We start from the raw sequence: 13,485 nt of genomic DNA on the forward strand, positions 1-13,485 counted from the left end.
GCGTTCATTGCGCCCTCCCAAGGTCAAAGATCAGCAGGCCGCGTGCCCGCGCCAGCCGCGACATCACGGTGCCGATCGGCACGCCCAGCATGGCCGCGATATCACGGTAGGCAAGGCCATTGATGTCGCGCAGCACGAGTGTCTCGCGAAACGGTTGCGGCAGGGCGGCGATCGCCGCTTCCAAGGCCGCGAGGTCGGCCTTGGCGATCAGGCTCGCCTCCGGGCTTCCTCTTTCAAGTACATCGGCTGCATGAGCGGCGCTCATCTCGGCGAGATCGCCGAGGTCGCCCACCGAGACGATACTGCGCGGGCGATTGCGGGCCAGCCAAGTATAACAGGAGTTGCGAACGATGGTGAGCAGCCACGCTCGTGCATTGCCGCCGGCATAGCTGGCGATGCTGGCATGTGCTTTTATGCAGGCGTCCTGCACGACATCTTCGGCGTCGGTGGCATTGCCGGTCAGCCAACGGGCAAGTGAAAGTGCGTCGGCCAGATGAGGCATGACCACTTCGCCGAAGCGGTCGGCCTGCGCATTGCTGCTCAGCATGGGTGCACCGTCATATGCGCCGCGCCTTGAATGCACATGAGGCGAGGAGGGTTCCTTGCGAGCGAACCCGGCAGGAATATGCCGGGTCGCCAGCTGCGGTGAATGTGAAGGTAAATGTCTCATCGATGTCAATCACACACCGGGCCGCAACGATGCATCCACACGGATGCGTTCTTCGGCTACAGGCATTACCGTGTTCACTAAGAGGATCTGGATGCGGCGCCAGGCCTTCTCGAGCCTGCTCGGCGCACCATCTCACGGTGAACAGGCGCGGAGCCAGCCTGCCACAGACGGAAAACCCATTGCTCTCAAGGAAGCTCGGGAATGGATTGGCCGATGCCCTCGTGCTCGTCAATATAGGGGCTTGCAGTGTGGTGTTCCTTCAGCGTCAACCAGCAGCGTATGCATGGAAGACCAAGGCAGCCGGCGGTTTATTCCCGGATACCCCATTTTTTTAGGGCAATGGATTTGGCCCGGGGCGACGGCAGCCTTGAAGGCAGTTTAGCCGCAATATCGGCAGTCCGGTTCAGACACTGCCGGGACCGTCGCCTTAGCCGACGCGGGGAGAGTCGCCGGAGTTTCACGCGGCACTGTCTCGAATGTTTTCAATTGTGATTTTTCATGGAATGAGGACCCTGTTTTGGAGTGCGCCCCTGAGGGTGGACAGATCGGCTTGAGGGATTGACCAGTCTTGTCGGGTTTTCGAAGAGAGAACCATGGCAAGATATCGCACACACAGCATCGAGTTTAAGCGTCAGGTCGCGCAGGAATATCTATCGGGCGAGACGCTGCGGATTGGCAAAGCGCCACGATACGAACCCGCTCGCGCGGGAGGGCGCGGATTTCGAGGTGTGCGGTTTGTCGGCATCGCCGGTGAGGTTGTGATCGATCAGGGGTGACGGACGGCCATCGGCCTCCGAGCATGAAGTGTCAACCTTCAGCTTGAGAGGAGCATCCGATGACCGTCCCTTCGCACCCATCCGGCAGCCCGCTTCGCGAGCGCATGATCGAAGACATGTCCCTGCGCGGTTTCACCGAGGATACGCGCCGTAACTATATCCATTGCGTGAAGGCATTCGCAGCCTTTATCGGGCGATCGCCTGATACCGCGACGGCTGAGGATCTTCGCCGTTTCCAGTTGCACCAGACCCAGGCCGGCATGCGGCCGCCGGGCATCAACAGCGCGGTCTCGGCACTGCGCTTCTTCTTCACCGTAACGCTCGACCGGCCCGATCTTTCCCGCCGTCTCACCGTCGTCCGCCAGCCGCGCAAGCTGCCGCTGGTTTTGAGCGTTGAGGAGGTGGCGCGGTTGCTCGAAGCCGCACCGGGTCCGAAGTACAAGGCCGCCCTCGGCACGGCCTACGGGGCCGGGTTGCGGGTGTCGGAGATCGTGGCGCTCAAGGTGACCGACATCGATCGACCGCTTGATGCGTACATGGCAGTCAGAGATACTAGAAACTAGCCTCTGCTTGCTACTTACTGAAATCCGGTTGCCCCACGGCTAGGCTCCGTGCAGCCTCTTCGATCGCTGCGCGGTCGTTCCCAAGCCTGTCGATAAGGTCTTGGGCTTGCTCGGGCGTTATCCCGGTGCGCATCGCCAATGATTCCACCGTCAAAACGTCTGAGCTGGCGATCTCGCTGCGCCGCGGCTTCTTTGCCTTGCCGGATAACACTGTCGCTCCAACGGCACTTGGTTCAGTGGCGGCCTGGCCATTCTGCAATGGGTCTTCGCCGTCAATTTCGGCTTCAGCTTGATGCCAATGCCTTTCTGGGTCGCCGTGCACGCCGCCTTCGCGTTCCCAAATCTCGTAAGCTCGCTGCTGAATTCTTTGGTGCCGGTCGCCGCTCATCGTGATGCTCCTTGTTGGGATTTCCATCAACGCGGAGCACGGCGGAATGATCCAGCAAATGGAAGGGAGATTTCGATCGGGAAACGAAAGCGGGGAGGGAAAGTGGGGAAGCCGGCTTCCAATATCAGAAACATCTAAAAATAACAACGCGTTAAGCGTGTAAGTTGGCTCCCGGGCCGAACGAAACTGCGAACTATGAGCTGCCGATCCCTTTCAAATCTGCGCCGCAGCCCACCGTGATGATCCGCAAGCCTGATCGCGAGCGCGCGGAGCGCAACCGATTGGCCGGCGGCCCAAAACTATCTCTGAGGCAGCGGTCAGTCACGCTCGCCCAAGAACGAGGGGTCGTGCGAACCCACGATCCCACGAATATCGGCATTCCCCGCTGCTATCTATCCCGAATGTGCAACGAGGGCCTGCTCATCAAAGTTGGCTACGGAGTCTACCGCGCTGCAGAGCAGGAGGGGGTCTAATCAGCTCATATCTTCGATATCGAGCCAAGCGGCAGATGGTCGGGCAGGGGACTCCATCGGGGGTTGGAGTCGCAGGTTCGTTACCGCCGATCCCCCCGACAGGACGAACTCATATTTGTTCTTGAGTTCGAGCGTATTCGGGCGTGACCCACTACGTTGCAGTTGGCAGAGAGAGCGTCTTTCGACTTCATGCTTAGAATATTGAAATGGTTGATCTTTTTGTATTGGTTGTTATGCAATTTGTTTCACGGTGCCATAACGTAGGCGATCCGCTTGCCCAACTATTCGACGCAACAGGAATGAAGGACCTAACGCACTCCCGTCCCGTGCTTCTTACAGCTTCGATGGACTAGAAGGCGAGCCCAAGCCGGGGGTGGGGCGGCGAGCACCGACTTAGGAGCGTCAACATCCGTCGAAGGTCGCTCTGATCCAAAAAAAGGCTCAATTGGCCAGGACACGAATGGCCGCTTTGCGCCCTCATGTCGGCCGTTGAGGTCAACTTTACCTCCGCACGAGACCGGACATTGCCCATGACCATGCTAGAGGTCGCGGTTGCGCAGGTCACGACAATGCTCACGCCGACCGTAATGTCCGCTCCGCAAACGGCGGTGGGCTCCATCGGTGAACGCAACATACCGGGGCGATCAGCGGCTCACGTCTCCCTTTTCCGCCGAGCTTGTTCTATGGCTGCCCGAGAGGCTGCGCCTCCCTCGTCTCGCATTCCGGTAGTCGCACTGGTTTGGCGAGCTCTGCCAGCGCCTCGGGCTTGGCGCAAAGCGGGAAGCCGGCGAGCGGCATTGTCTCGATGAAACGACCGCGCTCCGTCTTGCTCAAGCTGAAATCATTGACCATGCCCTCGACGGTCAGGTCCGGATACCGTTTGAGGGTTTCCCTGACCGAAGCATTCGCCTCATCGATTCGACCCAGAGCCGCAAAGGAGCTGCTACGGACCACCCAACCCCATTTGCCGTAGTTATCGGGTGTCTTGCGCTCCAGCATCTTCAAGGCGTCCTCATAGTGGCCAGCCATAAAATAGGCAGTGGAGTAGAAACCAGTTGCCCACATCGGGTAATTCGGGTCGAGCCGTATAACTTGGTCGACCAACTGAGCGCCGCGTTCGGGTTCGTCGAAGCCTGCCGCAAAGCCGGAATAGAATGTCAGGATTTCGGCCGAACCCGGAGCGAGGCGGAGGGCCGTGTCCAGCTCGACTTTGGCGCGGGCGTTGTCGCCCTTGTCTTTGAGGCTCATGCCAAAAACGGCGTGCGCCTCGGCGTCGCTCGGATCGAGCCGCACCGCGCGTTCGGCCACATCGGCAGCCGCCTTGATCTCGCTCTCGGGATTGATACCGAAGCCAGCCAATATGTTATGAGCATGATAAAGTTCCACCCAGGCGCGGGCGAACCCCGGGTCCAGCTCGACAGCGAGGTTGAGCAACGTGATGGCCTCCTCCTCATCCGCTACGGTAATCTTTTCAATCCTTTCGGTTCCGAGCAGATAGTAATCATAGACAGTCAAGTTGTCCGGCCGTTTACGCTTCGCTGCAGCCCGCCCCGCTCCCTGAATCAGCCCCACGCCGTTGCCGAGACGGTTGGTGACCTGCTCGGCGATCTCGGTTTGAACGGCGAATACGTCTTCAGCAGGCCGATCCCATCGCTCCGACCACAGATGGTTGCCGGTTTTTGCATCGATCAACTGCGCGGTGATCCGCAGCCGACCGGCCAGGCGCTGGATCGAGCCTTCCAGCACATAGCCGACGTCGAGCGCACTCGCGACCTGGCGCACATCCAGCGACTTGCCTTTGTACGCTTGCGTCGAATTGCGTGCCACGACGTCGAGTTCGGGAAACTGCGCGAGATCGGTGATGATGTCCTCGGTGAGGCCATCGGCCAAACGCCCGGTGGCCTCGTCGCCGCCATAATTATTGAAGGGCAGCACCGCGATCGACGGCTTGGCCCCCAGTGGCGCAGGCTGAAAGAACCACCATGTCCCGCCGCCGCCCAGCAGAGCAAATAGCACGATGGCCGCCGCAGCCGTCCTGGTCCAGCGCGGTATCGCCTTGCGTAAGGTCCAGCGCGGCCGCTTGCCATCGAGCCTTAGCCGGTACATTCGCACCGGACGGCTGATATTCTTGACTTGTTGCTCGCCAGCGAAATCGAGGGACCAATCAAGCTTGCCCTGCAGATGGTCAAAGGCCGTGCCCGATATGAGCACGCCGCCCGGCTCAGCGAGTTGCTGCAACCGCGCGGCGACATTGACGCCATCGCCATAGACATCATCGTCCACCAGCGCCACATCGCCCAGATTGATCCCGATACGGAAGACAATGCGCTGAGGCTCCGGCATTCCTGCATTGCGCGCGGCTACAGCTTTTTGAATTTCCGCTGCGCAGATCACCGCATCGACCACGCTGTCGAACACGACAAGTGCACCATCCCCTAACAGCTTGACAATTCGACCGTGGTGCAGAGCGATCGCCGTATCGGTTACATCGGCCCGGATAGCTCTCAGGCGTCCGATGGTACCAGCTTCGTCAATCTCCATCGCCTTTGAATAGCCGACCATATCCGCTGCAAGGATAGCCAGCAATTTCCGGTTCAATGGAGGGACGATCATCATCGGCCCCGGACCCAACATGGCTAAAATGGTACACCTAACGCAGCGCCCTGACGAGAGGCCTGCCCCGCTAAGGCCAGAAGGTCGTTCATTAGCCCCGGTGGTCGGAAAGGACGCTTCTAGCGCACAGCGATCCGCACTACGCTGGACGCAAGGGTCGGCTTTCTTGCCCAGTCATTCTGAAAGCTGACAATCCGCTTCCGGCCCCATTGACGCCAAGCTGAGCAGTGTTGTGCGTACTCCCCATCAACACAGACTCTCACATGGTATGCCGTCCTTGTCGCGGTCGAGCTTGGCGTCCTGCCGTTTGCTGTTCGGGGCGCTGTCGAAGTCCGCGTCTGGCGCTAGTTGCTCATTCTCGTCAGCGAGGATCATCAGCGAAACGGCAGGAACCAGGCGGTCAGCTGCGGGTTTGCTTGGATGCCGACATGATCGGCGATGCCATTCACCCACAGGAGAACACGATGACCCTTCCGAGCAAAACCGCGGCAGTTGCCGCTGTGTTGATCATGTTGGGCTCGCCCGCGCTGGCCGAGTCGAGCGGAACACCTGTACCCGCGGTAAAGGCACAGGATCATGGTCCCGAACAGCCGCCCGAAGAGACCGGACAAACCCAAGACTCTATGCGTAAAATGATGCGCCAGATGATGGATGAGATGATGATGGAGAGAATGCAGGAGGATCCGGGTCCCCATGCCGAGCGGCGTGGTCGCGACCGGTGGCATCGGGACTACAGAATGGGCCCGCCTGAAGGGCGGCGGATGACGGGAGGCCACGGCGGTATGGGAGCCAAGATGATGCATGGCGCAAAGATGCGAATAATGTTTGCCATAGTCGACGCCGACGGCGATGGCGCGCTTTCGCAGACCGAGGTTCAGGATTTCATCGGACGGATCTTCAACGCCGTCGACGAGAACGGAGATGGCAGCGTCGACATGGAGGAAATCCAATCCTTCTTCCATGGAGCCGGCAACAAGGATGCGGAGTAGAACCGGGAGGGGTCGCGCCAGCCGGCACCATCGTCATTCAAGACTGTTCCTCGTATCCTTGGTCGGCATCGTCATCGTTGCGAGGTCGCAGAAACCCGTCGCTCCTTTATAGCCCGCAGCATCGAGGCGCGGCTGTCCCACTGTCCCACTGTCTAGCGAGCGGGACAGTGGGACACCTGCAATTCAAGACTTGCCGGTCGACGGCTGAATTGCTTTCAAATAAACCAAGTGCAGCGGCGATGTCGCGTACGCTTTGGCCGTCGCGCGTCATGGCCATGACGAGTTCGGCTTCGGCATCCTGAAGATCCTTCACCCGTCCACAACGCCTCTCCGTTGCGAACTTCCAGCTTTGCCTGGTGGTACGTCAGAAACATCGCTGGAGCGTTTGCCGATCAGGAGTCGACTAACGTCAGCACATTGCTGCCTTTGGTTGCCAGCTGAACGAAACTGACATAAGCGGCGCCGGTGGCGGTGCCAAACTCCAGCTCTATCAGCCGCTCGGCGGCAAAGCCAATCATCTTGCGCAAGAGGTCGGAATCCGGAGTCTTCTCCACGAGCGCGCGCAGGTTCATCATGTCGTCGGTGATCGATGGTTCCGTTGAATCTGAGTGTCAGTAGTCCGACCTTACCGGTGAACTGTCGATGACCACCGCACAGCCGCTAGCTCGCTACGGCGCTATCGGGAGCGCGATCGAGTGCGGCTTCGCTACTGTCGAGCGACACCATTACCGGCGACCGCGCTCGGGGTCGCGGGTGCGCCAATTTCCAGATACTCCCGACACTTTTCGGGAGCGGACCTTCGCTTATCGTCCGGAAAGCCAAGGCGCAGCTGCGGGACCAGAGAGTGGGCCATTTCAAGGTTGCGGGATAGCACAAGATTGACGTCCTGAGCTTCGCACCCCGACAAGGCGTGCCTACCAGGGGCAAGGCAAGCCTCCGCAATCAAAAGCGGGAGCTTCTAAACGTTCTCTGCCAAGCCCTGTGTCGAGTCAGCCGGATTTGTGCTTGCGCGGCGCGGCGTTCAGACTCGCAAACTGCCTGGCCGAACCGGACGTGAAAATGGCAAAACCGGCGACGCTTATGCCGGGGTGGGGTACTTTCTGTCCAGTCGTTCCTGCTGCGGCGCGTGGGCGTAGAGTTCGCGGTAGCATTTGGAAAAATGCCGGCTGCGGCAGGAATTGTAGGCGATGCGCCACTCGCCGCAGTCCTCGCAGGCTTCGACATGCCCGCCGAGGGCCGCGGTGCGACATTGCTCGATCGCCGACATGACCTTGAGCTGCTGCAGTGTCAGATGCCCTGCATGGGCGGCCCGGTAGGCGGGCCCGGCAATGCGGAAGATGTCGGCAACCTCGATCGAGGCGCGCACGGCTCAGCCGTCGGGTGAGATCTCTTCCGGTTTGATGAGGCCAAGCTTGTCGAGCGGGCTCGTGACGGTGCGCACCGTGCGGGTCGCGACCTTGGTGTAGAAGTCGGTGTTGTCGAGCTTGGCGTGCCCAACTGGATCACCCGGATGTCGGTGCCGTCTTCGAGAAGGTGAGTGGCGAGCTGTGACGCAGCGTATGCGGCCCGACCCGCTTGGCGATGTCCGCAGCCTGTGCCGCTGCGGCAGGCCATGGCCGAGCCCGGTGTTGCAGACCTCCACAGGCATTCCAAACGATACCTATTTCCCCTCCGGATCTTTCGGTCCTCCTCCGCCCTCCCAAGAGGGCTCCAGCACGTCGCCGCAGCGTCGTGGATGCACGACGGAGCGTGTTATCGCAATGCCGTTATGGTAAACTCATTCCCCGCCGAAGGAGGGATCGATGGCCGGGAGGGGCCAAATGAATATTGCCGTTTGGCTCAAGAGCTTGGGCCTGGAGCAATATGCTTCGGTTTTCGACGACAACGCAATTGATGCCGAAATCCTGCCCCGCCTCACCGCCGAAGACCTGAAAGAAATTGGGGTTGGCCCGCTTGGCCACCGCAAGCGAATCCTTGAGGCGATTGCCGCGATGGAAGGCCAGCCGGAGGTAGTGTCTGCGAAGCCGGCTTCGGCGTCACCAATCCGGATTTCGGCTTCGGTTGAGCGGTTGGACGAACCTGGACGCACCCGGGAGGCGGAACGGCGGCAACTGACGGTCATGTTTGTGGATCTCGTCGGTTCTACCGCGCTTGCGACGCGGCTTGACCCCGAAGAGATGCGCGACGTGCTAAGGCAGTTCCAGAATACCACGGCTGGCGAAGTCCTTCGCTTCGAAGGGCACGTCGCGAAGCTCATGGGCGACGGTGCGTTGGCCTATTTCGGTTGGCCGCAGGCACACGAAGACGAAGCCGAACGCGCCGTCCGGGCGGCGCTTGCGGTGGTGAGCGCCGTCAACGGTCTGTCCGTCAAGGGCGGTCAGCAACTCTCAGTTCGTGTCGGAATCGCGACCGGGGTGGTGGTCGTTGGTGACCTGATTGGCGTCGGGTCAGCGCAGGAGAACGCGGTCGTGGGAGAGACTCCCAACCTTGCCGCGCGGCTTCAGGCCGTGGCCGAGCCCGGAACGGTAGTCATCTCTGAGCTTACGTATCGACTCATCGGAAACCTGTTCGAGGTGACCAGGATTCAGCCGCAGAAGCTAGCGGGGTTCGACACGCCCGTCAGCGCATTCAAAGTGATTGGAGAAGGCCGCGTCGAGAGTCGGTTCGAAGCACTTCATGCGGACGAGTCCGCGCCGCTTACCGGGCGCGAACATGACATCGCCTTGCTGCTCGACCGGTGGCGGCTCGCGGCGTCCGGAGAAGGACAGGTAGTCGAGCTGTTCGGCGAGGCTGGCATCGGCAAGTCCCGTATTCTGCAAGAGCTGCGGGAGCACTTGAAGGACGAGGCACATACGCGACTGCGGTACTACTGCTCGCCCTATCACGTAGAAACCGCCTTCTATCCTGTCACGGATCAGTTACTCCGAGCCGGGAACATAAGGCGGACCGACCCGCCCGGGCGTCAGCTTGACTTGCTTGAGCAACTCCTCGCCGGTTCGACCAAGTACCCAAACGAAGCGATACCGCTGATCGCGGCATTGCTGTCCATCCCGACTGAGGGGCGCTATCCCAAGGTCGACCTTATGGCGCAAAAACAGAAGACGCGCACATTCGAGGTGCTGATCGAGCAACTAGAGGCTCTTGCCCGCAGCCAACCAGTGCTGATGCTGCTTGAGGACGCGCATTTTCTAGATCCAACATCGGCCGAGCTATTCGACCAAATTGCAGGTCGGATTCAGCAATTGCCTGTACTGCTGATTGCAACTTCGCGACCGGAAGGCGCAGTCCGTTGGAGTGGTCTCTCGCACGCGACATTTTTGACGCTCAATCGGCTCAGCCGCGCGCAGGCGGCCTCTATTATTGCGGCGATGACAGGGGGCAAACAGCTGCCGGCCACGGTACTTGACCAGGTGCTGTCCAAGACCGAGGGCGTTCCGCTGTTTGTGGAAGAACTGACCAAGGTTGTCCTCGAATCCGGCCTGCTTCAAGTGCGCGATGGAGAATTTGTTCTGGCTGGCCCACTACCTCCGCTTGCGGTTCCCGCCACGCTGCACGACTCCCTGATGGCTCGCCTCGATCGGCTCGATTCGATCAGGGACGCGGCGCAGGTCGGGGCGGTGATCGGACGCGAGTTCACGCACGAGCTGCTTGCCGCAGCCACTGGGCTTCCTGAATTAGAACTTGAACGCGCAACGAGCCAGCTAGTCACGTCGGGGCTTGTTTTCCGCCGTGGCAGTGACCGTCAAGCAAGCTATGCCTTCAAGCACGCGCTTGTGCAGGATGCGGCGTACAGCAGCCTGCTGCACAGCCGCCGTCAGCAGCTGCATACTCGGATCGCCTTAATTCTTGAGGAGCGCTTTCCCGAGATCGTAGCCACAGAGCCCGAACTGCTTGCTTACCACTTTGGTCAGGCGGGCCTTTTGGAAAAGGCTGTCGAGTACAATGAACTCGCCGGTCGCCGAGCGCTTTCACGCTCGGTCCTAACGGAGGCGCTCGCCCGATTCGACAACGCCCTGGGCGGGCTTGCGGCGATGCCCCCGTCCGAAGAGCGTTCGCGCCGGGAACTTTCAATCCAGTTGGCGCTCGGCAGCGCCCATGTTGCCGCGCATGGTTTCGCCGCGCCTCCAACAGCAGACGCCTATAGTCGTGCGCGAGACCTTTGTGAGGAGTTGGGCGAGACGCGTCAGCTCTTTCCGGTGCTTTACGGCCTATGCCTTTACCACCTCTATGCTGCCGAATTGGCGCAAGCACGTAGCGCGGCGGACCGCCTGCTTGAATTGGCGGAAACCAACGACGATAGCGGGCTCTCTTTCTTTGCTCATCGCGCCGCCGGCGTCAGCGCTTTGCCTGCCGGCGAGTTCTCCCGCGCCCGGGTGCATCTGGAGAAGGCGCTTGCCCTGTACGACCCTCGAGAGCACAGATCCCCGGCGTTTGTTTACGCCTTCGATCCCCGCGTCGTGTGCCTGGATTATCTAGCCCGCACATTGCTGCCACTTGGTTTTCCCGATCAGGCTTTGGTAGCCAATGAAGAAGCAGTTGCTGAAGCGCATCGTGTGGGTCATCGCAACAGCCTCGCCTTGCCACTGTTCTTTGGCGGGGTTATCCGCCAGATCCTTGGCGATCACGAAAGCGTCCAGGAGCGGTGCGTAGAATTGACCCGCATCGCCAGCGAAGCCGGATTCCGCTTCTGGCTGGCTGGTGCCACAATTTTGAACGCCTGGACAATCGCCGAGGCGGGTGATGTCGGTCGTGGTCGTCTCGAACTCCAACGAGGTCTTACTGAGTGGCGCGCGACCGGCGCAGAATTCATGGTTCCCTATTTCATCGCCCTTCAGGCGCAAATCGAGATCAGAGCCGGCGATCACGGTGCCGCACTCCTTCTGCTCGAAGCAGCGCAAGCAGGGATTGAGCGCACCAAAGAGCGTTGGTTTGCGGCCGAGATACTGCGTCTACAAGGGGAGGTACTGCTGCAACTTGGAGAGGACAAAGCCGGATGTTCGAGGGATCGCCTCTTGGACGCACTGGCGACGGCCCGGGCTCAGGGCGCACGTTTCTGGGAATTGCGTGCTGCGCTGAGCCTCGTCCGAGCCGACTTTCCCGCGCCTGGCGCGCGCGAGCAGCTCGCACTGATTTATTCCGGGTTTACTGAGGGCCTGACGTTGCCTGACCTGCAAGCTGCACAGACGCTCGCAACAACGAATGAGGGGCTTCGGGCCGCGAATTGATTGAGAAGGCGATAAACAAGGAGGACGCCATGACACAATCGACTGAGAATATCCGCGACGAACTTCAGCGGGCAAATGATCGCTGGAACTTAGCCTTCAACAGCGGCAATGCTGACGCAGTAGCTACACTTTATGCGCCGGACGCGGTCGTGTTGCCATCGACTCACGCAGTCGTCAGGGGAACGACCGCAATCAAAGACTTCTGGAATGGATTGATCTCGTCTGGAGTTAAGGATCATCGCATCGAGATGATCGATGCGCAGGCTGTGGGCGACATTGCCTATGCGACAGGGAAATGGTCGGCCAACGCTTCAGGCGAAGGCGGCAAATCGCAGCGCTATGAGGGAACTATCGTCACAATCTTCCGACGCCAAGGCGATGGATCTTGGAAGGCCTGCCTCCACACTTGGAACTGAGGCTGCGCCGCCGCTCATCAGGCATCCGGACCTTTGCGGTTTTGCGGCCGAGCGGCCGCAGCGGGTTTTTGTTCCCGTATCGGTGAACGTCCGCTTCCAAGAAGTTGTGTGCGTCAAGTTCTGCAAAATGGCGTGGCAATCAGCGATGACGTTGGCTGTCCGCCGCGCAGCCCCCGTGTTGGCGGAGCGGCGGACATTGCGGCCGCGTTTCAGGCGGCCAATGCCCTCAAGCTCTCCTTCTTGTGCTCGCGCAGATGATCCATGTTGCGGCAGTTGAAGAAGATGGACGAAATCATGACCAAGCTGCCCTATGTGGCAGGATATAACATTAAGCTCGCCATCATCATCCAGGACTTGAAGAATCTCGACGAGATTTACGGCGACACCTCCCGGCATGGCCTGCTGCTCGGCAATTGTGGTTATCAGCTTATTCTAGGCGCGAATGATCAGGCGACCGCCGACTATGCATCCCGTGCGCTCGGCAAGCGGACCATCCGCTACCAGTCGGAATCCCGCACGATCGAGCTCTTCGGCCTGCCAAGGCGGACGAAGGTCGAACAGATTCGCGAGCGTGACCTGATGATGCCTCAGGAAATCCGGCAGATGCCGGAGAGAAAGATGATACTGCTTGTTGAAGGCCAGCGCCCGATCTTCGGCGGCAAGCTGCGATTTTTCGAGACACAGCCATTCAAGTCCGCTGAAGCCTTTTCGCAGACTCACATGCCGGATGTGCCACCGATCGAATATCTCCCGGTACAGCCGGTTTCGGCTTTGACCGACGATTACAACCGGGCAGGCCAGCCCGCCGAAGATGTCGGTGCCCCGACTACCGGAATGGCTGATTTCGAAAAGGGAATGTCATCACCATTCGACGGCGCTGCGGTGATGCCGACTGTCGCTGCGACCGTGAAACCGGCGCCGGCAACAAAGGAGTCCGCAGTTCGCACCGTGAATCGCAAAGTTAGCCTGCCGAAACCGAAACGCGCTAAAGCGGCGTCGAGTGGCGGATCTGGAAACGAAGCGGAGGCGACACCGGACGTAGCGGCTATCGACGCGCGAATTAAGAGCCGAAGAAAGCCTGAAACCTAGCGCCGAACGCCTCAAGGAGACGGTTTCTCAGAAAGTCGAAAAGCTCGGCCAAGCATCGCCCACGAAACGGCGGAGTTATTTTCGCGGCGACGGTCCCCGATCCCGTCGAACTCGGCCTGGAGGCCGCAACATACTGATTTCCGGCGGCGAGAAACGGATCACTTACGCCGATGCCGCTCTTGTCCTGCGCGCTTTGTGCGTGAAGCGGCTTCGGAGCGATGAACGTCGTATCCATACGGCCAAGGCCGCGGTGGCTATGACTTTGGGCGGCGGCCTTCTGCGA

General features: G+C 60.1%; 8 protein-coding genes and 4 pseudogenes. 5 read left to right on the forward strand and 7 right to left on the reverse strand.

What is annotated here, in order from left to right:
- Positions 1-4: 4 nt before the first annotated feature.
- Positions 5-547: a sigma-70 family RNA polymerase sigma factor gene (locus EH240_RS32600; protein WP_245436616.1), complete on the reverse strand. Its 543-nt coding sequence runs from the start codon at positions 545-547 to the stop codon at positions 5-7.
- Positions 548-1,505: 958 nt separating this feature from the next.
- On the opposite strand from EH240_RS32600, the gene EH240_RS32610 reads away from it, so the two are divergent.
- Positions 1,506-2,009 carry a tyrosine-type recombinase/integrase gene (locus EH240_RS32610; protein WP_125006260.1) on the forward strand — a complete coding sequence of 168 codons (504 nt, stop codon included), beginning with the start codon at positions 1,506-1,508 and terminating at the stop codon, positions 2,007-2,009.
- Between the two features lie 10 nt (positions 2,010-2,019).
- On the opposite strand, the gene EH240_RS32615 is transcribed toward EH240_RS32610, so the two are convergent.
- From EH240_RS32615 to EH240_RS40250, 3 genes are all read right to left on the reverse strand, one after another.
- Entirely contained in the window at positions 2,020-2,397 is a 378-nt protein-coding gene (locus EH240_RS32615; RefSeq protein ID WP_125006262.1) for a DUF2934 domain-containing protein, read from the reverse strand.
- Between the two features lie 1,154 nt (positions 2,398-3,551).
- Positions 3,552-5,483 carry an adenylate/guanylate cyclase domain-containing protein gene (locus EH240_RS32625; RefSeq protein WP_125006280.1) on the reverse strand — a complete coding sequence of 644 codons (1,932 nt, stop codon included), beginning with the start codon at positions 5,481-5,483 and terminating at the stop codon, positions 3,552-3,554.
- 246 nt (positions 5,484-5,729) lie between these two features.
- Positions 5,730-5,858, reverse strand: coding sequence for an excalibur calcium-binding domain-containing protein (locus EH240_RS40250; protein ID WP_125006264.1), 129 nt, complete (start codon positions 5,856-5,858; stop codon positions 5,730-5,732).
- A gap of 53 nt (positions 5,859-5,911) precedes the next feature.
- Between EH240_RS40250 and EH240_RS32635 the strand changes: the two genes are divergently transcribed.
- Positions 5,912-6,472, forward strand: a complete 561-nt coding sequence (locus EH240_RS32635) for an EF-hand domain-containing protein (RefSeq protein WP_245436618.1) — start codon at positions 5,912-5,914, stop codon at positions 6,470-6,472.
- Positions 6,473-6,924: 452 nt separating this feature from the next.
- On the opposite strand, the pseudogene EH240_RS32640 reads toward EH240_RS32635, so the two are convergent.
- From EH240_RS32640 to EH240_RS32655, 3 pseudogenes are all read right to left on the reverse strand, one after another.
- Positions 6,925-7,059, reverse strand: a pseudogene (locus EH240_RS32640) (IS256 family transposase); the annotation flags it as partial.
- Positions 7,060-7,619: 560 nt separating this feature from the next.
- A pseudogene (locus EH240_RS32650) lies at positions 7,620-7,838 on the reverse strand (transposase zinc-binding domain-containing protein); the annotation flags it as partial.
- A gap of 3 nt (positions 7,839-7,841) precedes the next feature.
- A pseudogene (locus EH240_RS32655) lies at positions 7,842-8,073 on the reverse strand (tyrosine-type recombinase/integrase); the annotation flags it as partial.
- A gap of 219 nt (positions 8,074-8,292) precedes the next feature.
- On the opposite strand from EH240_RS32655, the gene EH240_RS32660 reads away from it, so the two are divergent.
- The 3 genes and pseudogenes from EH240_RS32660 to EH240_RS32670 all read left to right on the forward strand — a co-directional run.
- Positions 8,293-11,697, forward strand: coding sequence for an adenylate/guanylate cyclase domain-containing protein (locus EH240_RS32660; RefSeq protein WP_167484270.1), 3,405 nt, complete (start codon positions 8,293-8,295; stop codon positions 11,695-11,697).
- 29 nt (positions 11,698-11,726) lie between these two features.
- Complete coding sequence (locus EH240_RS32665) at positions 11,727-12,113, forward strand: YybH family protein (protein WP_125006270.1); 387 nt, start codon at positions 11,727-11,729, stop codon at positions 12,111-12,113.
- Positions 12,114-12,380: 267 nt separating this feature from the next.
- Positions 12,381-13,339 (forward strand): annotated as a pseudogene (locus EH240_RS32670) (type IV secretory system conjugative DNA transfer family protein); the annotation flags it as partial.
- Positions 13,340-13,485 lie beyond the last annotated feature (146 nt).

It is taken from the genome of Mesorhizobium tamadayense, assembly GCF_003863365.1.
Taxonomy (GTDB): domain Bacteria; phylum Pseudomonadota; class Alphaproteobacteria; order Rhizobiales; family Rhizobiaceae; genus Mesorhizobium; species Mesorhizobium tamadayense.

What these genes read in the sequence shown, in the direction of transcription:
- EH240_RS32600 (WP_245436616.1), bottom strand. Translation starts at nt 547, where the DNA reads ATGCTGAGCAGCAATGCGCAGGCCGACCGCTTCGGCGAAGTGGTCATG.
- EH240_RS32610 (WP_125006260.1), top strand. Translation starts at nt 1,506, where the DNA reads ATGACCGTCCCTTCGCACCCATCCGGCAGCCCGCTTCGCGAGCGCATG.
- EH240_RS32615 (WP_125006262.1), bottom strand. Translation starts at nt 2,397, where the DNA reads ATGAGCGGCGACCGGCACCAAAGAATTCAGCAGCGAGCTTACGAGATT.
- EH240_RS32625 (WP_125006280.1), bottom strand. Translation starts at nt 5,483, where the DNA reads ATGATCGTCCCTCCATTGAACCGGAAATTGCTGGCTATCCTTGCAGCG.
- EH240_RS40250 (WP_125006264.1), bottom strand. Translation starts at nt 5,858, where the DNA reads ATGATCCTCGCTGACGAGAATGAGCAACTAGCGCCAGACGCGGACTTC.
- EH240_RS32635 (WP_245436618.1), top strand. Translation starts at nt 5,912, where the DNA reads ATGATCGGCGATGCCATTCACCCACAGGAGAACACGATGACCCTTCCG.
- EH240_RS32660 (WP_167484270.1), top strand. Translation starts at nt 8,293, where the DNA reads ATGAATATTGCCGTTTGGCTCAAGAGCTTGGGCCTGGAGCAATATGCT.
- EH240_RS32665 (WP_125006270.1), top strand. Translation starts at nt 11,727, where the DNA reads ATGACACAATCGACTGAGAATATCCGCGACGAACTTCAGCGGGCAAAT.